The organism is Burkholderia sp. NLJ2 (assembly GCF_049487195.1).
GTDB classification, from domain to species: domain Bacteria; phylum Pseudomonadota; class Gammaproteobacteria; order Burkholderiales; family Burkholderiaceae; genus Burkholderia; species Burkholderia pyrrocinia.
On sequence record NZ_CP137810.1, the window covers coordinates 422,176 to 443,719 of the forward strand.

17 protein-coding genes and 1 pseudogene are annotated in these 21,544 nt (G+C 66.7%); 13 read left to right on the top strand and 5 right to left on the bottom strand.

The window, feature by feature from the left end:
- Positions 1-8: 8 nt before the first annotated feature.
- Positions 9-1,253 (bottom strand): flagellar hook protein FlgE, encoded by a 1,245-nt coding sequence (flgE, locus tag R9B84_RS24285; RefSeq protein ID WP_423762593.1) that lies wholly within the window; start codon positions 1,251-1,253, stop codon positions 9-11.
- 67 nt (positions 1,254-1,320) lie between these two features.
- Positions 1,321-1,881 (bottom strand): hypothetical protein, encoded by a 561-nt coding sequence (locus tag R9B84_RS24290; protein ID WP_423762594.1) that lies wholly within the window; start codon positions 1,879-1,881, stop codon positions 1,321-1,323.
- Between the two features lie 290 nt (positions 1,882-2,171).
- Here R9B84_RS24290 and R9B84_RS24295 point away from each other — a divergent pair, with 290 nt between their 5' ends.
- The 12 genes from R9B84_RS24295 to R9B84_RS24350 all read left to right on the top strand — a co-directional run bounded on the left by R9B84_RS24295 (position 2,172) and on the right by R9B84_RS24350 (position 15,625).
- Positions 2,172-4,274 (top strand): FimV/HubP family polar landmark protein, encoded by a 2,103-nt coding sequence (locus tag R9B84_RS24295; RefSeq protein WP_423762595.1) that lies wholly within the window; start codon positions 2,172-2,174, stop codon positions 4,272-4,274.
- Entirely contained in the window at positions 4,274-5,086 is an 813-nt protein-coding gene (gene truA / locus R9B84_RS24300) for a tRNA pseudouridine(38-40) synthase TruA (protein WP_423762596.1), read from the top strand. The genes R9B84_RS24295 and truA overlap by 1 nt, the downstream gene beginning before the upstream one ends.
- Positions 5,083-5,784: a phosphoribosylanthranilate isomerase gene (locus R9B84_RS24305; protein WP_423763567.1), complete on the top strand. Its 702-nt coding sequence runs from the start codon at positions 5,083-5,085 to the stop codon at positions 5,782-5,784. The genes truA and R9B84_RS24305 overlap by 4 nt, the downstream gene beginning before the upstream one ends.
- Before the next feature lie 55 nt (positions 5,785-5,839).
- Positions 5,840-7,033, top strand: coding sequence for a tryptophan synthase subunit beta (gene trpB, locus R9B84_RS24310; RefSeq protein WP_423762597.1), 1,194 nt, complete (start codon positions 5,840-5,842; stop codon positions 7,031-7,033).
- A 9-nt stretch (positions 7,034-7,042) separates the two neighbouring features.
- Positions 7,043-7,894: a DNA-methyltransferase gene (locus tag R9B84_RS24315; RefSeq protein ID WP_423762598.1), complete on the top strand. Its 852-nt coding sequence runs from the start codon at positions 7,043-7,045 to the stop codon at positions 7,892-7,894.
- A gap of 182 nt (positions 7,895-8,076) precedes the next feature.
- Positions 8,077-8,892 carry a tryptophan synthase subunit alpha gene (gene trpA, locus R9B84_RS24320; protein ID WP_175967871.1) on the top strand — a complete coding sequence of 272 codons (816 nt, stop codon included), beginning with the start codon at positions 8,077-8,079 and terminating at the stop codon, positions 8,890-8,892.
- Positions 8,893-8,957: 65 nt separating this feature from the next.
- Complete coding sequence (accD, locus tag R9B84_RS24325) at positions 8,958-9,830, top strand: acetyl-CoA carboxylase, carboxyltransferase subunit beta (protein WP_006755101.1); 873 nt, start codon at positions 8,958-8,960, stop codon at positions 9,828-9,830.
- Between the two features lie 100 nt (positions 9,831-9,930).
- Complete coding sequence (gene folC / locus R9B84_RS24330) at positions 9,931-11,241, top strand: bifunctional tetrahydrofolate synthase/dihydrofolate synthase (protein WP_423762599.1); 1,311 nt, start codon at positions 9,931-9,933, stop codon at positions 11,239-11,241.
- 29 nt (positions 11,242-11,270) lie between these two features.
- On the top strand, positions 11,271-12,107 hold the full coding sequence (locus tag R9B84_RS24335; RefSeq protein ID WP_423762600.1) for an SPOR domain-containing protein: 837 nt from the start codon (positions 11,271-11,273) through the stop codon (positions 12,105-12,107).
- Between the two features lie 6 nt (positions 12,108-12,113).
- Entirely contained in the window at positions 12,114-12,608 is a 495-nt protein-coding gene (locus R9B84_RS24340) for a CvpA family protein (protein ID WP_006491262.1), read from the top strand.
- A gap of 51 nt (positions 12,609-12,659) precedes the next feature.
- Positions 12,660-14,192 (top strand): amidophosphoribosyltransferase, encoded by a 1,533-nt coding sequence (gene purF, locus R9B84_RS24345; protein ID WP_423762601.1) that lies wholly within the window; start codon positions 12,660-12,662, stop codon positions 14,190-14,192.
- Positions 14,193-14,434: 242 nt separating this feature from the next.
- Positions 14,435-15,625 carry an O-succinylhomoserine sulfhydrylase gene (locus R9B84_RS24350; RefSeq protein ID WP_423762602.1) on the top strand — a complete coding sequence of 397 codons (1,191 nt, stop codon included), beginning with the start codon at positions 14,435-14,437 and terminating at the stop codon, positions 15,623-15,625.
- A gap of 135 nt (positions 15,626-15,760) precedes the next feature.
- Here the strand turns inward: R9B84_RS24350 and R9B84_RS24355 are convergent.
- From R9B84_RS24355 to R9B84_RS24365, 3 genes and pseudogenes are all read right to left on the bottom strand, one after another.
- Positions 15,761-16,702 (bottom strand): annotated as a pseudogene (locus tag R9B84_RS24355) (NAD-dependent epimerase/dehydratase family protein); the annotation flags it as partial.
- On the bottom strand, positions 16,689-17,735 hold the full coding sequence (gmd, locus tag R9B84_RS24360) for a GDP-mannose 4,6-dehydratase (RefSeq protein ID WP_423762603.1): 1,047 nt from the start codon (positions 17,733-17,735) through the stop codon (positions 16,689-16,691). The gene gmd and the pseudogene R9B84_RS24355, both read right to left, overlap by 14 nt.
- Positions 17,736-17,770: 35 nt before the next feature.
- Positions 17,771-18,835, bottom strand: a complete 1,065-nt coding sequence (locus tag R9B84_RS24365) for an acyltransferase family protein (protein ID WP_423762604.1) — start codon at positions 18,833-18,835, stop codon at positions 17,771-17,773.
- 492 nt (positions 18,836-19,327) lie between these two features.
- Between R9B84_RS24365 and R9B84_RS24370 the strand changes: the two genes are divergently transcribed.
- Positions 19,328-21,520 carry a hypothetical protein gene (locus R9B84_RS24370; RefSeq protein ID WP_423763568.1) on the top strand — a complete coding sequence of 731 codons (2,193 nt, stop codon included), beginning with the start codon at positions 19,328-19,330 and terminating at the stop codon, positions 21,518-21,520.
- Positions 21,521-21,544 lie beyond the last annotated feature (24 nt).

Here is a 21,544-nt window from a genome sequence, read left to right on the forward strand (position 1 = left end):
TGCGCGGATCAGCGCAGGTTCATCAGCGTCTGGTCGACCGCCTGCTGGGTCTTGATCGTCTGCGCGTTGGCCTGGTAATTGCGCTGCGCGGTAATCAGGCTCACGAGCTCGGTCGTCAGGTTGACGTTCGAGTTTTCCAGCGCGCTACCCTGCAGCGTGCCGTGGTTCGTGCTGCCCGGCGCGGAGATCTGCGGCACGCCCGACGCAGAGGTCTCCGCATACTGGTTGCCGCCGATGTTCACGAGCCCGTTCGGGTTGTTGAAGTTCGCGAGCGCGATCAGGCCGAGCACCGCGCTCTGGCCGTTCGAGTAGTTGCCGGTCAGCTTGCCGTCGGTGCCGATCGAAAACGTCGTCAGCGTGCCGCTCGCGAAGCCGTCCTGCGCGAGGTTGTTCACGCCGTCCTTGCCGCCGTATTGCGTCGTGCCGCTCAGGTCGAGCGCCAGGTTCTGCGGGGTGGCGCCGCCTGTCGTGTTGGGGATCGAGAACGCGAACTGACCGAGGCTCGGCGTCGGCTGGCCGGTGGCGGCCGACGTCGTCGAGCTGATCCGGCCCGACGCATCGAACGTGACGGTGCCGAGATTCGTCGGCGTCTGGCCCTGCACGCCCGCGTAGGCCTGCCAGGTGCCGGCCGCGCTTTTCGCGAAATACATCGTGACCTGCTGCGAGCCGCCGAGCGTGTCGTAGACCTGGATCGACGAATTGTAGTTGTACGTCGTGTTGTCGCTCGCGTTGAACGGTGTCTTGGTCGGCACCTTGTCCTGCGAGCTCAGGTTGAACTGGCCGGTGATCTTGCTCGTCGCCTGCGGCGCGATGTTGTTGGTCGGCGCCTGCAGCGGCACGGTCTGCGCGGTGTTGATCACGCCGCCCGCGCCTGCCGCATAGCCCATCAGGTTGCGGCCTTGCGAGTCGACGATGGCGCCGGCCTTGTCGCGGTGGAACGTGCCGTCGCGCGAGTACGTCGTCGCGCCGTTGCTCGACATCTGGAAGAAGCCGTTGCCGTTGATCGCGATGTCCAGCGACGAGTGGGTCGTATTGATCGTCCCCTGGCCGAATTGCTGTTGCACCGACGCGAGCTGCGTGCCGATGCCGATCTGCGTGTTGACCGATGTCGCGACCGAATTCGCATACATGTCGGAGAAGTTCGCGCGGCCCTGCTTGAAGCCGGTCGTGTTTGCGTTCGCGATGTTGTTGCCGATCACGTCGAGATTGCTCGACGCGCCGGCCAACCCGCTCAAACCCTGCTGATAGCCCATGTTCGATCCCCGTAACGAGCTGGTGAGTGAATGCAGTCTTGCAACTGCGCGCTGACCCTCTGGCACTTCACGGCGTCAGCCCGGCCGATCGCGCCCCTGCCTTTCCGGCATGCGCGAACGCGATGGTCGAATTGCGCCGATTCCTGTTAGATGGCGATCGTAGCGACCGCAATTGTTCGATCTGTGTAATTTTGTGTAATGAAATTGAATTGCTGTCGAAATGACTGTTTTTGTATGAGTAGTTGATCGTGCTGTCAGGCTGGAGAGCCTTGTGGGGCGGGGATTTGGCGGGAATAATGTTCAATTTGACGATAAGAGGTGGGAATTGCCTTCTTATCGTTGAATTGAAATTCATTTGAATGGAATTGGCAGGCCGGCGAGATTTATTTGGAATGGCGGCTGTTAATCCATTAACGGCAGGCGACGCGAATTGTTGAGCGGATGCACCCGATTCCCCGGTTGTGGTTCGGCGCCGGGCCTCCGGATGCGCGAACCGCCCGGCGGAAATGCAAAGCGCCGAACCGCTGGCGCGGCCGATCCTGCAATTCTTGGGTGCGAGGAGAGGAAGCGACGCAGCGTCAAGCCTTGTCATTCGTTCCGGATGCGATGTTGTCGCAACGTTTTTCATCCATTGATACCTATCCGTTCGATCAATCCGGTGCGCCGGCTGCAGTGTGCGGACCCGTGCGCAGCTTGATGCGATCGCCGGGCGTGCCGCCGCGCGAGGGCAGCCGGTTGCCCCCGCCGGCGACGAATTCGGCCCGAACGCGATCACGTGAAGTAAACTACGCGGTTACGACGCACAGACCCGCCGAAAGCGTCGCGTTCCGCGCGACGCTTTTGCATTTCTGCGGCAACTTTATTGACGCTTCCAACCGCGAATCCGAGCCGCGCCCGCGCGCGGCGATAGAGCCAACGATGTCCCGAATTTCCTTGTTTCCGCGTCAGTCCCGTCTGTCGCGCGCCGTGCGTGGCGCGCTGGCGATCCTGGCGCTCGGCGCAGCCGCTTCGGCCTGGGCGGCCGGCACCGGCGAACTGCCGGCATCTGCTGCCGGCGGCGCCGCGCCGCTTACCGTGACGGTCCAGCCGGGCCAGTCGCTGAACGACATCGCGAAAGCGGCCACGCAATCGCACGATCCCGGCGTGCTCGCGCGCGCCGGCCGCGCGCTGTTCGATGCCAATCCGCAGGCGTTCATGAAGCGCGATGCGAGCCGCCTGAAAGTCGGCGCGACGCTGACCGTGCCCGCGCTCGACGCAACGGGTGCGGCGCTCGCGCCGGCCGGTGCGTCTGGCGCATCCGGTGCGTCGGGGGCGACGGCTGCCTCAGCGCCCGCCGCTGCATCGGGTGGAGCGGCTGTCGCACAGCCCGGTGCGTCCGCGCCGCATCCGGGGTCGGCCGTGCAATCCGCACCGGTGGCGCCGGCTGTACATGCGGCTCCGGTGAGCGGGGCGAGCGTCGCGACGGCGGCGGGGGCGTCGGCTTCGGCAGGCGCTTCGGCTGCGCACGGCGCGTCGGCTGTCGAAAACATGCAACCGGCGGCGCCTGCTGCCGGCGCCAGCGGCCCGCATGTGTGGAGCGGCGCGATCCAGTCGGTGCCGTCGTCCGCGAGCGAGGCCGCTGTCCAGCCTGCGCCGGGCAGTCAGGTTTCGGGCGCGAACGAGCCGGCCGGTGCGGCACCCGCCACGGGTGCATCGCAGCCGCGGCCGTCGAGTCTGCAGCAACTGCTGGCATTGAAGAACCGCGTGCTGATGGAGTTGCAGAAGCACGGTATCGGCAAGCCGGCCACGACGAACGACGTCGCGCCTGCGCCGACTCAGGCGCCTGCCGCACCGCGTCCGGCCGCGAACGATGCAGGCGCGCCGTCTGCCGCGTCGCCGGCAGCCGAAGCGTCGTCCGGTGTGGCCGCCAGCGCTGCGCAGCCGGCATCGGCGCCCGCGCAGCCTGCCGCACCCGTGACGGCGCCTGCGCGTTCTGCGGATCAGATGGACTGGCGCCCGGCCGCAGCAGCGGGCGCGGCCGCGATTGTCCTCGCGGCAGGGTTCGCGTGGCGCAGGCGCCGGAAGGGCCGGCAAACGGACGATGCGGGCACGATGGCTGCAGCCCCCGCAGCGGGCGGTGCCGTGGCTGCCGAAGCTGAAGCGGCGCAGTCCGTCGAACGCGAATTGCAGATCCGGCCCGAGATGCCGGTTGCCCGCGACGCGGCCGCCGACATGAACCTGGCCGCGGCGACTGCCGCAGCGGCGGAGACGATCGAGCCGCCCGAAGCGGATGCGTCGTCGGTACACGAAGTGACGATGCCGCATGACGGCCAGCCTGAAGTCCCGCCCACCCACGCCGCAGTACCGCCGGCGAGCGACGCGGCTCCGACCCCGGCTCCTGCTCCGCACGCTGCGGAACCGTTAGAACTGGCTACTGCCGACACGCCGGTCGAGCCAACCGCCGCGCCATCGGCGACTGAATCGCAGCACGCGGCGCTGATGCAGAACGCGATCAGCGCGCTCAACAGCCTCGACATGCCGCTGCCGCCGCGCACGCAGGACGAGTCGTCGCTGGCGGCGGATGAGTCGGCTGCCGAGGCAGGGCAGTCCGATACCGATGAAATCGCAACTAACGGTCAATCCGCGCCGCGCCCGTCGATTGGCGCGATCGATCCGGCCCCGGAGCATCCTGCCGACCAGGACGACGAATTCGACTGGGATCCGGACGCGACGCCGCCGGCCGGCCACGCGGGCAGCCCGGCGCTGTCGTCGCTGCCGCCGCTTGGTGGCGCGCAGTTCGGCGCGCTGAAGCTCGATTTTGATCTCGACCTGCCGTCCACGCCGGGCGCCGCGCTGCCTGCGCTGACACCGGACGAGCTCGCACGCATTGCACGCAACAAGCTCGACCTCGCGGCCGAGTATATCGAACTGGGCGACCTGTCCGGCGCACGGACGCTGCTGCAGGAAGTGGTCGACGCGAACGACGCCGCGACGCGCGACGATGCGCGCGCACTGCTCGCGAAACTGGCGGACGAGGCGTGATGCGGATCGCGCTGGGCGTTCAGTACGACGGTGCGGCGTTCTGCGGCTGGCAGGCGCAGCCGCACGGCAAGACCGTGCAGGACGCCCTCCAGCATGCGCTGGCCGAGTTCGCGCGGGTGCCGTTGCACACGACGGTGGCCGGTCGGACCGACACCGGTGTGCACGGGCTCGGGCAAGTCGTGCACTTCGATACGGACCTCGATCGCGAGGAATTCTCGTGGGTGCGCGGCACCAATGCATTCCTGCCGTCGACCGTGTCGGTGCAATGGGCGAAGCAGATGCCGGAGACGTTCCACGCGCGTTTCTCGGCGTTCGAGCGCACCTACTACTACACGCTGTACGTGCATCCCGTGCGTTCGCCGATGCTGGCCGGGCGCGCGGGCTGGATCCATACGCCGCTCGACGACGACGCGATGCGTGCCGCCGCCGGGCACCTGATCGGCGAGCACGACTTCTCGTCGTTCCGGTCGTCGGAATGCCAGTCGAAGACACCGGTCAAACACCTGTACCAGATCGATGTGCGGCGCGCAGGCCATTTCATCCATTTCCGCTTCCGCGCCAACGCGTTCCTGCATCACATGGTGCGCAACCTGATGGGCTGCCTCGTCGCGGTCGGGCGCGGCCGCTATCCGGCCGACTGGGTCGCCGACGTGCTGGCCGGGCGCGACCGCAACCTCGCGGCGCCCACGTTCATGGCCGACGGGCTGTACCTCGCCCACGTCGGCTACCCGGCGGAATTCGCCGTCCCGCCCGCGCAGCTCGGCAGCGTGCCGTGGAGCAGCGTCTGGGCCGATCTGGACCCACTATCATGACGGATCACGCCGTGTCTCCTTCGACTTCCACCGCGGCCGGCCTGCCGCCGCGCACGCGCATCAAGCTGTGCGGGCTGTCGCGTCCCGAGGACGTGCTGCACGCGGCGGCGCTCGGCGCCGATGCGATCGGCCTCGTGTTCTACCCGAAGAGCCCGCGCGCGGTGACGATCGCGCAGGCGGCCGAACTTGCGCGCCTGGCGCCGCCGTTCGTGTCGGTGGTCGGGCTGTTCGTGAATGCGACCGAAGCCGAGATCGAAGCCGTCGTGCGCGATGTGCCGCTCACGCTGCTGCAGCTTCATGGTGACGAGACGCCCGAGCAATGCGACGCGCTCGGCCGCGCGGCACGCCTGCCGTGGTTGCGCGCGGTGCGCGTCGGCCCCTCGACGCAGCCGTCCGATTTGGTAGAATCGACACTTCATTATTCGAAAGCGCGCGGCCTCCTGTTCGACACCCTGGTGCCGGATTACGGCGGTAGCGGCAAGGTCTTCGATTGGTCTCTTATTCCCGCAGAGCTCGCGCATCGGGCCGTTTTGAGTGGTGGCTTGAGCGCGCAAAACGTCGGTGATGCGATCCGCCAGTTGCGCCCGTTTGCTGTCGATGTCTCGAGTGGCATCGAAGTGGAGGGCGCGAAGGGCGTGAAGGATCACGCCCGGATGGCGGCGTTCGTACGCGCGGTGCGCGAAGCGGACGCCGGGTGATGCAAGCCGGTGCGGCCTGACAAGCGGGGCGCATCGACCGATCGAGAGAGACACCATGTACAACCTTCCTGATGCTCGCGGCCACTTCGGCCCGTACGGCGGCGTGTTTGTCGCCGAGACGCTGATTCACGCGCTGGACGAACTGCGCGCGGCGTATGAAAAATTCCAGAACGATCCCGACTTCGTCGCCGAATTCGAGCGCGAGCTGAAGCATTTCGTCGGCCGTCCGTCGCCGATCTACCACGCACAACGCTGGAGCGAGACGCTCGGCGGCGCGCAGATCTACCTGAAGCGCGAGGACCTGAACCACACGGGCGCACACAAGATCAACAACGTGATCGGCCAGGCGCTGCTCGCGAAGCGCATGGGCAAGAAGCGCGTGATCGCCGAAACCGGCGCCGGCCAGCACGGCGTCGCGACCGCGACGATCTGCGCGCGCTTCGGGATGGAGTGCGTCGTCTACATGGGTTCCGAGGACGTGCGCCGGCAGGCCGCCAACGTCTACCGGATGAAGCTGCTCGGCGCGACGGTCGTGCCGGTCGAGTCGGGTTCGCGCACGCTGAAGGATGCGCTGAACGAAGCGATGCGCGACTGGGTCACCAACATCGAAAGCACGTTCTACATCATCGGCACGGTCGCGGGCCCGCATCCTTACCCGATGATGGTGCGCGACTTCCAGCGCGTGATCGGCGACGAGTGCAAGGTGCAGATGCCGGAGATGACCGGCCGGCAGCCGGACGCGGTGATCGCCTGCGTCGGCGGCGGCTCGAACGCGATGGGCATCTTCTATCCGTACATCGACGACCAATCCGTGCAGTTGATCGGCGTCGAAGCGGCCGGCGACGGCCTCGATACGGGCCATCACGCGGCGTCGCTGATCGCCGGCAGCCCGGGCGTGCTGCACGGCAACCGCACCTACCTGCTGCAGGACGACAACGGCCAGATCATCGAGACGCATTCGGTGTCGGCGGGCCTCGACTATCCGGGCGTCGGCCCCGAGCACGCATGGCTGAAGGACAGCGGCCGCGCGCAGTATGTCCCGATCACCGACGAGGAAGCGCTGAAGGCGTTTCACGACTGCTGCCGGATCGAGGGGATCATTCCCGCACTCGAGTCGAGCCACGCGATCGCATATGGCGTGAAACTCGCGCCGACGTTGCCGAAGGACAAGATCCTGCTCGTCAACCTGTCGGGCCGCGGCGACAAGGACATGCACACGGTGGCCGAGCGATCGGGCATCGAGCTCTGACCCCGACCGATGCGTGACCTGATCGAAGAGCCGGGCGGCGGTGCCGCGAGCGAGGCGGAGGCGGTTCAGCCTGCCGCCGTCGTGCCGCGCGCGCTGCCGTCCGGTATCGAACTGCATAACCGCGATTTCCTGACCGATGCCGCGTACCTGCCGGATGCGTCGATCGACCTGATCGTCGCCGATCCGCCGTACGGGCTCGGCAAGGACTACGGCAACGACTCGGACAAGCTGTCGGGCGACGTGTTTCTCGCGTGGACGCGCGAGTGGCTCGAACTGGCGATTCCGAAGCTCAAGCCGAGCGGGTCGATGTACATCTTCTGCACATGGCAGTACGCGCCGGAAATCTTCAGTTTTCTGAAGACGCAGCTCACGATGGTCAACGAGATCATCTGGGACCGACGCGTGCCGAGCATGGGCGGCACGACGCGCCGTTTCACGTCGGTGCACGACAACATCGGCTTTTTCGCGGTTTCCAAGGCGTATTACTTCGATCTCGATCCGGTCCGCATCCCGTACGACGCCGACACGAAGAAGGCCCGCTCGCGCAAGCTGTTCGAAGGCAGCAAGTGGCTGGAGATGGGCTACAACCCGAAGGACGTCTGGTCGGTCTCGCGCCTGCACCGGCAGCACGCAGAGCGCGTCGATCATCCGACCCAGAAGCCGCTGGAAATCATCGAGCGGATGGTGCTCGCAAGCTGCCCGCCGGGCGGCCGCGTGCTCGATCCGTTCATGGGCAGCGGCACGACCGCGGTGGCCTGCGCACGGCAGGGGCGCGACTTCGTCGGCTACGAGATCAACGAAAGTTATTGTGCGATCGCGCACGAGCGCGTGAACGCGCTCGCCGCGCCGGCATGCGCGTGAATCGCGCCGCCGTATCGCCGAACTCTTGCTTTGTATGGAACCGGAGCAAGCGCTGAAGCGCCAACTCCGGATCGACCGCCGCGGGGCCAGAGTAAGCGCTGAAGCGCCAACTCTGGCCAACTGCGGCATGGGATCGGAGTAAGCGCTGAAGCGCTAACTCCGATCGACACAGGAAAATTGCCATGTCCCGTATCCAGCAGACCTTTGCCGCACTCGCCGAACAAGGCCGAAAGGGCCTGATCCCGTTCATCACGGCCGGCGACCCCGATCCCGCAAAGACCGTCGAATTCATGCACGCGCTCGCCGAAGGCGGCGCGGACGTGATCGAGCTCGGCGTGCCGTTCTCGGACCCGATGGCCGACGGCCCCGTGATCCAGCGCTCGTCGGAACGCGCGCTCGCGCGCGGCGTCACGCTGAAGAGCGTGCTCGCCGACGTGAAGCGCTTCCGCGAAACCGACCCCAAAACTCCCGTCGTGCTGATGGGCTATGCGAACCCAATTGAGCGGATGGGGGTCGACGCGTTCGCGGCCGAAGCGCAGGCAGCCGGCGTCGACGGCGTGCTCGTCGTCGACTATCCGCCGGAAGAGGCGGGTGTATTCGCCGAAAAGATGCGTGCCGCGCAGATCGATCCGATCTTCCTGCTCGCGCCCACGTCGACCGACGAACGCATCGCCGACGTCGGCAAGATCGCGAGCGGCTACGTGTATTACGTGTCGCTCAAGGGCGTGACCGGCGCGGGAAATCTGGATGTTTCGAGCATTGCGGGTAAAATCCCGGCCATCAAGTCGCGCGTGCCGGTTCCGGTGGGCGTCGGCTTCGGTATCCGCGACGCCGAAACGGCGCGCGCGGTGGCCGAAGTGTCCGACGCCGTCGTGATCGGCAGCCGCCTCGTGCAACTGCTCGAAAGCGCCGCGCCGGAAGGCGCCGCCGCCGCGCTGAAGGCGTTCATCGCCGAGCTGCGTGCCGCGCTGGACGGCGCGGGCAAGACGGCGCGATAACACCAACATAGGAAGGCGGGAACGGGCCACGCGGCCCGGCCCGCCACGGAACAGGAAACCATACGATGAGCTGGCTCGACAAACTGTTGCCGCCGAAGATCAAGCAGACCGACCCGAAAAGCCGCAAGGGCATTCCGGAAGGCCTGTGGGTCAAGTGCCCGTCCTGCGAGGCCGTGCTGTACCGCAACGACGTGGACGCGAACCTGCACGTGTGCCCGAAGTGCGATCACCACATGCGCATCGGCGCGCGCGAGCGTCTCGACGGGCTGCTCGATCCGGAAGGCCGCTATGAAATCGGCCAGGAAATCGTGCCGGTCGACTCGCTGAAGTTCAAGGACAGCCGCAAGTACCCCGATCGTCTGAAGGAAGCGATGGACGAGACGGGCGAGACCGACGCGATGGTCGTGATGGGCGGTGCGATCCACACGCTGCCCGTCGTCGCGGCCTGCTTCGAGTTCTCGTTCATGGGCGGCTCGATGGGCTCGGTCGTCGGCGAGCGCTTTGCGCGCGGCGCGCAGAACGCGCTGGAACAGCACGTGCCGTTCATCTGCTTCACGGCGTCGGGTGGCGCACGGATGCAGGAAAGCCTGCTGTCGCTGATGCAGATGGCCAAAACCACCGCGATGCTGACCAAGCTGGCCGAAGCGAAGCTGCCGTTCATCTCGGTGCTGACCGACCCGACGATGGGCGGCGTGTCGGCGAGCTTCGCGTTCCTCGGCGACGTCGTGATCGCCGAGCCGAAGGCGCTGATCGGCTTCGCCGGCCCGCGCGTGATCGAGCAGACGGTCCGCGAGAAGCTGCCGGAAGGTTTCCAGCGCGCCGAATTCCTGCTGACGACGGGCGCGATCGACATGATCGTCGACCGCCGCAAGATGCGCGACGAGATCGCGCAACTGCTCGCGCTGCTGCAGCGACAGCCGGCCGACGCGCTGGCCTGACCGGCGCGAGGTTGTGAACTCTGCGCGTCGCCTGGCTTCAGCGTCAGGCGGCGCGCTTCGTTTTTTGGCGTAGTGGCGGTACCGATCCAGATTTGATCCGATGAGCACTTTTCCCACTCTCGACGCGTGGCTTTCGCATCTCGAACGCGCGCACCCGGTCGGCATCGACATGGGCCTGACCCGCATTGGGCAGGTCAAGGCGGCGCTGCAGCTCGAATTCGCGTGCCCCGTCATCACCGTCGGCGGCACGAACGGCAAGGGCTCGACCTGCGCGTTCCTCGAGACGATCCTCGTGCGCGCGGGCTACAAGGTCGGCTGCCACACGTCGCCGCACCTGCTCGAATTCAACGAGCGCGCGCGCGTGAACGGGCAGAACGTCACCGATGACGAACTGCTGCCGCACTTCGAGGCCGTCGAAGCCGCGCGCACGTCGCTGCCCGAACCCGTGTCGCTCACGTACTTCGAATTCACGACGCTCGCGATCCTGCATCTGTTCGCGTCGCGCGGGCTCGATGCGGTGATCCTCGAAGTCGGTCTCGGCGGCCGGCTCGACGCGGTCAACATCATCGATACCGATTGCGCGATCGTCACGAGCATCGACATCGACCACACCGAATACCTCGGCGACACGCGCGAGAAGATCGCGTTCGAGAAGGCCGGGATCTTCCGCGCGGGCAAGCCGGCGATCTGCGGCGATCCGGCCGCGCCGCAAACGTTGATCGACCATGCCGAAGCGATCGGTGCCGACCTGTGGCTCGTCGGCCGCGATTTCCGCTACGAGGCGCAGGCGGGTGCGGAGCGCCAGCAGTGGAGCTACCTCGGCCGCGAGAAGCGCTATCCGGCGCTTGCGTATCCGGCGCTGCGCGGCGCGAATCAGCTGATCAATGCATCGGCCGCGCTCGCCGCGCTCGAGGCGCTGCGCCCGGTGCTGCCGGTGTCCGCGCAGGACATCCGGCTCGGGCTCGCGAACGTCGAGCTGCCAGGGCGTTTCCAGGTGCTGCCCGGCAAGCCGGCGATCGTGCTCGACGTCGCGCATAACCCGCATGCGGCGGCCGTGCTCGAGCAGAATCTCGGCAACATGGGCTTCTTCCCGTACACGTACGCGGTGTTTGGCGCGATGCACGACAAGGACATCGACGGCGTGCTGAAGCACCTCAAAGGCGAGATCGACCACTGGTGCGTGACCGATCTGCCGCTGCCGCGCGCGGCCTCCGCGGAGCAGCTCGAAGCCGCGCTGCGCAAGGCTGGCGTGGAGGAGGGGCCCGATTCGAGCGTGACGCGTTACGCGTCGCCCGCCGAAGCGTTTCGCGATGCACTAAAAAGAGCATCCGAGAATGATAGAATCGTGGTTTTCGGCAGTTTCCATACGGTTGCCGGCGTGCTGGCCTACCGTAAATCGCAGCAACACTGACTGACGGGCAGTTTCGGACTCAGCCATTCATGGGAATTTTCTCGTTCGGCAAAAAAGACGACGACGCGCCCACGCGGCGCGGCGGTCGCACCGGGACCTCCCGGAACGTGCGCACGGAGCGCACTGAACGCGTCGAGCGGCGCCCGCGCCGCACCGAGCGTCCGGAATCGGACGCGCTGCTCCTCGATCCGACCCTTCCAGAAAAGCAACGCGCGCGCCGTCGCCTCGTCGGCGCGATCGCGCTCGTCGTGGCCGCCGTGATCGTGCTGCCGATGGTGCTCGATTCGCACCCGAAGCCGGTGACGGACGACATCGCGATCGACATCCCGAACCGGCCCGCGCACCAGGCGGTCGCGCCGCGTGACGACGATGCGTCCGACGTGCAGGCAGGTGTCGCACACGACGAGCCGCCGGCATCCGACACCGCCGTTGCGGCGGCCCCGGCGCCTACGCCGAAGGATGCCGCCAAGCCGGCCGAGAAGCCCGATACGACGACCACGGCGAGCGTGACGCCGCCGAAGCCCGCACCGAAGCCGGCCGCCCCCGCGGCGAAACCGGCGGCGCCGAAGCCGGTTCCGGCGACCGTCGCGAATGCCGACGCCGCGAGCCCGGACAGCGGCGACGCGTCGTCGCCGTCATCGCCGGCCGGTGCGCGCTTCGCGGTGCAGCTCGGTTCGTTCAAGGAAGACGCGACGGCCCGTTCGTGGGCCACCAAGTTGAAATCTGCGGGTGTGCCCGCATATGTCGAGCATCGCAAGCAGGCGGACGGCAGCACGGCTACACTGCTGCGTGCGGGCCCGTTCGCGGATCGCGCGGCGGCTTCCGCCGCGATCGCGAAGGTGCGCGAAGCCGGTCTGACGCAATAACGCACGATGCTGACGGCTTTCGACTACGCTGTATTGGCGGTGATCGTGTTGTCGGCGCTGCGCGGTGCGTGGCGCGGCTTCGTGTCCGAGATTTTCGGGCTGATCGGCTGGATTGCGGCGATCGTGATCGCGGGCCGCTACGTCGGGCTGGTCGTGCCGTATATCCCGGCGAACTGGCCGGGCGGCGCGCTGACGCAGTGGGTGATCGCCTTCGCGTTGGTCGTGATCGGCGTCGTGCTGGTCGCCGGTGTGGCGAACGCGCTGCTGTCGCGGATCGCGCAGGCGAGCGGCCTGGGCGGTGTCGATCGCTCGCTGGGCATGATGTTCGGGCTCGTCCGCGGCTGCGTGCTGGTGGTGCTGCTGGTCGCGGCGGCCGGGCTGACCGAACTGCCCAAACAGGATTTCTGGCGCAATGCGCTATTGCGTCCTTTCGCCGAACAGGGCGTGCACGAGCTGAAGCAGCTCCTGCCCGACGGCATGGCCCAGTACGTACGCGTGTGACGACGCGGCCGGGCAGGACGTAACCGATTTTGTCATTCTGAAGGACATGCCATGTGCGGCATCGTAGGCGTTATCTCCCAATCCCCGGTCAACCAGCTGATCTATGACAGCTTGCTGCTGCTGCAGCATCGCGGTCAGGACGCAGCGGGCATCGCGACGGCGGACGGCAGCAATTTCCACATGTACAAGGCGAACGGCATGGTGCGCGACGTGTTCCGCACGCGCAACATGCGCAGCCTGCCCGGCACCTACGGCATCGGCCAGGTGCGCTACCCGACGGCCGGTTCGGCGACGAGCGAAGCCGAGGCGCAGCCGTTCTACGTGAACGCGCCGTTCGGGATCATCCTCGCGCACAACGGCAACCTGACGAACTGGCAGCAACTGAAGGACGAGATGTTCCGGATCGACCGCCGGCACATCAACACCAATTCCGACAGCGAAGTGCTGCTCAACGTGTTCGCGCACGAGCTGCAACTGTCGACGACGGGCCTCGAGCTCGATCCGGCCTCGGTGTTCAAGGCGGTTTCGGGCGTCCATCGCCGCCTGCAGGGCTCGTATGCAATCGTGTCGCTGATCGCCGGCTACGGCCTGCTCGCGTTCCGCGATCCGTTCGGCATCCGCCCGCTCTGCATCGGCAAGCTCGAAACCGAGCACGGCACCGAGTGGATGGTCGCGTCGGAGTCGGTCGCGGTCGAAGGCATCGGTTTCGAATTCGTGCGCGACGTGAAGCCGGGCGAGGCGGTCTTCATCGATCCGGCCGGCAATTTCCACAGCCAGCAATGCGCGGAGCAGCCGACGCTGAATCCGTGCATGTTCGAATACGTGTACCTCGCGCGTCCGGATTCGTGCCTCGACGGCGTGCCCGTCTACAACGTTCGCCTTCGCATGGGCGACTATCTCGCCGAGAAGATCAAGCGCGAGCTGCCGAACGTGCCGATCGACGTCGTGATGCCGATTCCCGATTCGTCGCGCCCGGCCGCGATGCAGGTTGCCGCGAAGCTCGGCGTCGAGTATCGCGAAGGCTTCTTCAAGAACCGCTATGTCGGCCGTACGTTCATCATGCCGGGGCAGGCCGTGCGCAAGAAGTCGGTGCGCCAGAAGCTCAACGCGATGAGCATCGAGTTCAAGGACAAGAACGTGCTGATCGTCGACGATTCGATCGTGCGCGGCACGACCTCGCATGAAATCGTGCAGATGGCGCGCGATGCGGGCGCGAAGTCGGTGATCTTCGCGTCGGCGGCGCCGCCCGTGAAGTTCCCGAACGTGTACGGCATCGACATGCCGACGCGCGGCGAGCTCGTCGCGCACGGCCGCACCGACGACGAAGTCGCGAAGATCATCGGCGCCGACCACCTGATCTACCAGGACGTCGACGACCTGCGCCGCGCGGTGCGCGACATCAACCCGAAGCTCGAACGCTTCGAGGCGTCGTGCTTCGACGGCAACTACATCACCGGCGACGTGACGCCCGAGTATCTCGATACGATCGAGCGCGCGCGCCTCACGCCGGCGTCGCAGGCCGATCGCGATACGGCCGGCGAGACCGAGCGCTCGCAGATGAACCTGCAGTTGTCGGTCGAGTGACACCGGCGTACGCTTTTGACGAAGCGTGATAGGATGTGGCCTTGCGTCGATTTGATATCAGCTTGCGGACGCGGGGCGACTTCCCAAAACAGCTAAAGCGAAGGCCGGCGGCAGTCGGCCCGAGTCGATCGCTGTCGTACCCCGAAGCCCGCTGATGCCGATGCATAGCGGGCTTTTTGTTTTGGCCTGGTTTTGACTTGGCCTGCGCGACATGCGCGGCCATCGAATACGGAAAACGGAACATGGACGACTCCCTCAACTTCGACACGCTTGCCGTGCGCGCGGGCACGCTGCGCAGCGACTTCAACGAGCATTCGGAAGCGCTGTTCCTCACGTCGAGCTTCTGCTTCCAGAGCGCGGCCGACGCGGCCGAGCGCTTTGCGAATTCGGAAGACTACTTCACCTATTCGCGCTTCACGAACCCGACCGTCACCATGTTCCAGGAGCGTCTCGCGGCGCTCGAGGGCGGCGAGGCGTGCATCGCCACCGCGTCGGGAATGGCCGCGATCATGTCGGTCGTGATGTCCGCGCTGCAGGCGGGCGATCACCTCGTCAGCTCGCGCAGCCTGTTCGGCTCGACGCTCGGGATGTTCGCGCAGATCTTCAGCAAGTTCGGGATCACGACGACCTTCGTCGATCCGACCGACCTGAACGCATGGCAGGAAGCCGTACGACCCGAAACGAAGATGTTCTTCCTCGAGACGCCGTCGAACCCGCTGACCGAACTCGCCGATATCGAAGCGATCGGCAAGATCGCGAAGGCCGCGAACGCGCTGTTCGTCGTCGACAACTGTTTCTGCAGCCCGGTGCTGCAGCAGCCGCTGAAGCTCGGCGCGGACGTCGTGATGCACTCGGCGACGAAATTCCTCGACGGGCAGGGCCGCGTGCTCGGCGGCGCGCTGGTCGGCTCGAAGGAATTCATCATGGGCAAGGTGTTCCCGTTCGTGCGCAGCGCGGGCCCGACGCTGTCGGCCTTCAACGCATGGGTGCTGCTGAAGGGGATGGAGACGCTGTCGCTGCGCGTCGAGAAGCAATCGGCGAACGCGCTGGAAATCGCGCGCTGGCTCGATTCGCATCCGGCGGTGGCACGCGTGTTTCATCCGGGCCTCGAGTCGCACCCGCAGCACGAACTCGCGAAGCGTCAGCAGAAGGCGGGCGGCGCGATCCTGTCGTTCGAGCTGAAGGGCGACACGCCCGAGCAGCAGCGCGCGAACGCATGGCGCGTGATCGACAGCACGAAGCTGATCTCGATCACCGGCAACCTCGGCGACACGCGCACGACGATCACGCATCCGGCGACCACGACGCACGGCCGCATCACGCCGGAAGCGCGCGCGGCGGCGGGGATCACCGAAGGGCTGATCCGCCTCGCGGTCGGCCTTGAGCACGCGAGCGATATTCGCGCGGATCTCGCCCGCGGTCTCGACGGCTGAGCGAGACGGCGGGAGCCGTCATAGCGATGCGACAGGGCGCGTCTGTGCGGGCGACCTGTCGTCATCGGCGACGTGGTTGCGGCGCACGCCTTCGCGCGTGCGCGATCCGGTCGGCACGCATGCGGGCGACGGCACGTCGTCACGCACCGCGTTCACCATCCACCGCAGCGTTTCGTCGAGCGGCGTGACGGGCAGTTCGCCCACCGCGCGTCGCAGCTTGTCGCGCGACCCGCTCAGGCTCTTCACCTCGTTGTGCCGCACGAAACGCGGATCGATCGTCACGTCGATCACGTAGCCGGCGATGCGGGACAGTATCGCCAGCACTTCCTTCAGCGAATACGCGCGCTCCGAGCAGACGTTGAGTATCTCGCCGGCCGGCGCGGTTTCGATCAACTTCAGATAGGCGGCCGTCACGTCGCGCACGTCGGAGAAATCGCGGCGCACGTCGAGATTGCCGAGCGAGATCCGCGGTTCGTTGCGCGCGTAGTGCGCGACGAGCTTCGGTAGCAGATAGGCGTCGCTCTGGCCAACACCCGTGTAGTTGAAGGGCCGCGCGATCACGATCGGCAGCCGGTCGGCCCACAGCTTTGCCGCATATTCCATCGCGAGCTTGCTGATCGCGTAGTCGTTCGCGGGGTCGGGCGGGACGTTTTCGTCGAGCACGCCAGCGGTCGAGTTGCCGTAGATGTTCGCGCTGCTCGCGAGCAGCACGGCCGACGGGCGGCGGTCGAGACCCGCGAGCGCGGCCAGCAGGTTGCGCGTGCCGACGACGTTGACCGCGTAGGTTTGCGACGGTTCGTCCTGCGCGACATGCGCGCGCGCGGCGAGATGCACGACCGCATCGGGTCGCGCATCGGCTACGGCCGCGCGTATCGAATCCACATCGAGCAGGTCGACGGGCACGAGCGTGCAGCTCGCGAACACCGGGTCGTCGGGCGGCGGCGAGCCGGGCGCTACCGTGCCCCAGACTTCGTAGCCGGCCGCTTCGAGGTGTTGCGCCATGTAGCGGCCGGTGAAACCCGTCAGGCCCGTGACGAACGCACGGCGCGGTGCTTGCTCGATATCAGAATGTGTCATGGTGTTGGTTCCGCGTCAGATCCGCCTCGACCATCATCTGGCAAAGCTGCTCGAGCGTCGTCTCCGGTGCCCATCCGAGCTTGCTTTTGGCCTTGTCCGCGCAGCCGATCAACAGGTCGACTTCCGCGGGGCGGTAGAACTTGGGATTCACTTCGACGAGCACGTTGCCGGTCGACGCGTCGAGGCCGCGTTCCTGTTCGCCCTTGCCGGTCCACTCGATCTGGTAGCCGGCGGCCGCGAACGCCATCCGCACGAAGTCGCGCACGGTCTCGGTGCGGTTGGTCGCGAGCACGTAGGTGTCGGGCTCGTCGGCCTGCAGCATCCGCCACATCCCTTCGACGTATTCGAGCGCGAAGCCCCAGTCGCGTTTCGCGTCGAGGTTGCCGAGCTCGAGGCGGGTCGCCTTGCCGAGCTTGATCTTCGCGACGGTGTCGGTGATCTTGCGCGTGACGAACTCGCGGCCGCGCAGCGGCGACTCGTGGTTGAACAGGATGCCGCTACTGCCGAACAGGCCGTACGACTCGCGGTAGTTCACGGTCATCCAGTGCGCGAACAGCTTCGCGACGCCGTACGGGCTGCGCGGATAGAACGAGGTCACTTCCGTCTGCGGAATCGATTGCACCTTGCCGAACATCTCGGATGTCGACGCCTGGTAGAAGCGTGTCTTCCGGCTCACGACGCGGATCGCCTCGAGCAAGTGCAGCGGGCCGAGGCCCGTGACGTCGGCGGTCGTGGACGGCTGCTCGAACGACACGCCGACGAAGCTCTGCGCGGCCAGGTTGTACAGCTCGTCGGGCTGCGTGCGTTCCAGCAGCCGCATGCTCGAGCCGGCGTCCGTCAGGTCGTGCTCCACGAGCGTGAGGTTCGGGTGCGTGTTGACGCCGAGCTCGGCGATGCGCCAGAGGTTGACCGAGCTGGTGCGGCGGTAAGTACCCGTGACGTCGTAGCCCTTGTCCAGCAGCAGCTTGGTCAGGTAGGCGCCATCCTGCCCCGTGATCCCCGTGATGATGGCTTTCTTGCGAGTTTGGCTCATGGCGTTGTCCTAGTCGAAACGATGAATAGAGAAAATCAGGCGGTCGTCCCGGCGGCAGCCGGCAGCGCGCGGTGTGCGGGGCCGCGCGTCAGGCGCCGTTCGAAGCCGTACCAGCTCAGGGTCGCGTAGGCGAGCGTGATCGCCAGCGCGAGCGCGGCCGTGGCGAAGCGGTTCAGGTGCAGCGGCCAGAGCGCATACAGCACGCTCAGGTGGATCAGGTACACGGTGTAGCTGACGGTGCCCACGTAGACGAGCATCGGGTTCGTCAGCACGCGTTGCACGATGCCGCGGCCGCGCAGCGCGATCACGACGATCGACGTGCACAACAGCAACGAGATGCTGTAGAGCGCCGCATTCGACAGCGGCGTGTTCGCAGCGCGAAAGCGCGGGAACGACAGGTGCAGCCAGCCGAGGATCGCGAGCGACACGAGTGCGCCGACGATCGCGAGCGGGTAGAACGGTTCCAGCGCGCGCCGGTCGCGGCGCAGCACGATCGCGAGCAGCGCGCCTGCGGCGAGCAGGTCCATCCGGAACGGCGTCAGGTAGTAGATCGGCCAGAACGAGTCGAACCACGGCGTCGCGATCGCGCGCAGCACCGGCGCTGCGACGATCAGCGCGGCGGCGACCCACAGCAGCGCGCGCTCCGAGCACCACAGCACGACGAACGGCCAGAAGATATAGAACTGCTCCTCGACCGCGAGCGACCACAGCACGTTCAGGCTGTCATGCCCGATGCTGCCGAGCGACAGCCCGATATTGGTCGAGAAGAACGCGAACCACGGCCAGTGCGGCAGCCAGCTCGCGCCGAACAGAAGCGTCGACACCACCAGCAGCAGCACGTACGGCGGCAGGATGCGGCGCACGCGGCGCGCGTAGAAGTGGCTGAAGTACGACTGCCCGCGCGCCTTGCGCTCGAGCAGGATGCCGGTGATCAGCAGGCCGCTCAGCACGAAGAACAGGTCGACACCCATCCAGAGCGGCGCCTTCAGCGCGTGCTGCAGGAACACGGCGCCGACCGCGATCGCGCGCAGGCCGTCGAGCTGCACGATGCGGCCGTGTTGCGGCGGGGTCAGGTCGGCGGATCGCGAGATGCCCGTCATCGCGCCGCTCCTTCGCGACGCGCGGCGGGGGCCGCGGCGTGTCGCACATCCGATGCGTGAGCGTAATGCATGCCTTTAAATGGAATATCGAATCGAAACCGATTCTAGGGAAAAGAAATCGGCAAAAAAAACGCGCGCCATTTATCTGGCGACAAACATTTAAATGCCGATTATTCCGGTCGCGAAATGAAAGGTTGGCGCCCGGGCAGCCGCGACAGGCAGCACAGAGCGGCATTTTCTACAGGGCGGCGCATGAAAGGCGGTCGTTATTGCCGTTTTCAGGCGCTATTTCGCGCCTGTTCCGGTTCGATATTTCAGGCGGAAACATCCCCAAATATTTCCAAATTTCTTGTGATTATTTTTGCTTGTAACCTGCATCGCGACGTTTGAAACCTATTTAGCGACAGGGCGCGCCGGTGCAGTCCGCGGCGGCGGCGGTCGCTTTTGCATCGAGTCTGGAGAAGCGCATTGCGACGTCTGATTCTGGTAGGCATGACGGTATGCGCGACGCTGCTGACGAGCGCCGCGCCGGCCGAAACGGTGTTGCCCGCGACGACGTCGTGGATCGGCAACACGTCCGGCTATGGCGACGGCAGCTGGACGCAGATCGACATCCGCGCGATTGCGGTGACGCCTGAAGGCAAGGTGTATACGAATGCACCGTGGGACGAAAGCGGCGCCGAGGCGAGCGTCTACCAGGACGGGAAGATGCTCGGCTTCGCCGGCGGCACGCACGGCTGGGGCAATCTCGGCGGCAACGCGATCGCCGTGAACAGCAAGTACGCGTATGTCGCGATCGGCGTCGGCAACGAGCGCGGCCACCTGCAGTCGCCCGGCATCTGGCCGGACAAGGGCAAGCAGTGGTTCGGCATCTCGCGGCGCACGATCGGCGACATGAAGCAGCCCGCGCCGTTTCGCGCGGCGCCGCAGGTCGCGCCGGGCGGACGCGCCGATGCCGGCCGCGCGCGCATGGCCGCGAGCTTCATGATGATGAACGAGGTGCCGGCCCCCGCGCGCTCGGAAGTGGGCGAGGTGAAGGCGGAAGTGGGCGGCCTCGCGGCCGACGACAAGACGCTGTTCGCGACGAATCCGTCGCACGACGCGGTGGGCGTGTACGACGCGGAAACGATGCAGCAGAAGGGCACGTGGAGCGCGCACGAGCCGGGCCGCATCGCGCTCGCGGGCGACGGCACGCTGTGGCTGCTCACGGACACGCTCAACGGCCCCGCACACCTCGTGCACGTGCGCGCGGACGGCCGCAAGCTCGATGACGCGCCCGCGCTGCCGGAAGGCACCGACGCGGTGGACGTGGCGGTCGACGCGAAAGGGCGCGTGCTCGTCGCGGACAACGGGCCGCGCCAGCAGATCCTGATCTTCTCGAAAGGCGGCAAGGGTTATGCGCAGGCCGGCACGCTCGGCGAGCGCGGCGGCATCTTCGCCGGCCCGGTGCCGGGGCGGCCGGGGCCGCAGCGCTTCAACGGGCTGACGGGTGTCGGCGTCGACCGCGCGGGCAATGTGTATGTGGCGATGAACGGCATCGGGCCGCGCCACGACACGATCGGCGCGGGACTCGGCGCGGTGCTCGAAAGCTATACGCCGGACGGCAAGCCGCGCTGGCAGGTGCAGGGGCTGCTGTTCGTCGACGGCGCGTGGCTCGACCCGGCGCGGCCGAACAGCGTGTACACGGGCAACAAGCGCTTCGAGCTCGACCTGTCGAAGCCGCCGGGCCAGGACTGGAAATACGTCGGCTTCCTGTCGAACCGCTTCAAGTATCCGGACGACCCCGTGTTCCACACGGACCAGTGGCCGGGCATGCCGATCGCGCGTCGCGTCGACGGCCGCACGTTCCTGTACCTGACCGACATGTACGCCGATCACCTGAAGATCTACCGCTTCGATGCGAAGCGCGACGGCGAGGTCGCGATTCCGTCGGGCCTGATCGCGGGCCGTGCGCGGCCGGTCGACAAGGTGCCGAACAAGCCGCCCGGCGGCGACTGGCTGTGGCGCGATGCGAACGGCAACGGCCGGCTCGACGCCGACGAGTTCGAGATCAACACGACCGGCAAGGCAAAGGCGGGCGGCTGGGGCTGGTGGGTCGACACGAAGGGCGACATCTGGCGCACGAGCGACGTGCGCGGCATCCACCGGTTCGGGTATGGCGGCGTCGACAAGGCCGGCAACCCGATCTACTCGTACGACAAGGTCACGACCTACCCGATGCCGCAGCCGTTCACGCAACTGCGCCGCTCGATCTACGACGCGCAGACGGACACGCTGTACGTGACCGGCTATACGGCCGACGCGCCGCCGCAGCCGGGCATCAACAAGGAAGTGGGCCGTGTGTTGATCCGCTTCGACAAGTGGTCGACGGGCTCGCCGGTCGTGCGCTACCAGGTCGCGCTGCCGTGGCAGCTCGACGCGAAGCCGATCTTCGACCTGATCGGGATCACGGCCGAGGGCCGCTACCTCTTCGGGGTGGAGCCGGTCGGCAAGATTCACGTGTACGACAAGGACACCGGCAAGGAAGTGGGCGTGATGAGCCCGGGCGCCGAGGTCGGCAAGGCATCCGGCTGGGTCGACGTGCCGTTCGGCATCAGCGCGTTCCGGCGCGAGAACGGCGAGTACCTCGTGTTCGTCGAGGAAGACGCGCGCGGCAAGGTGCTGATGTATCGCTGGAAACCGTGACGGGCGGCGCGCCGTTAACGACGA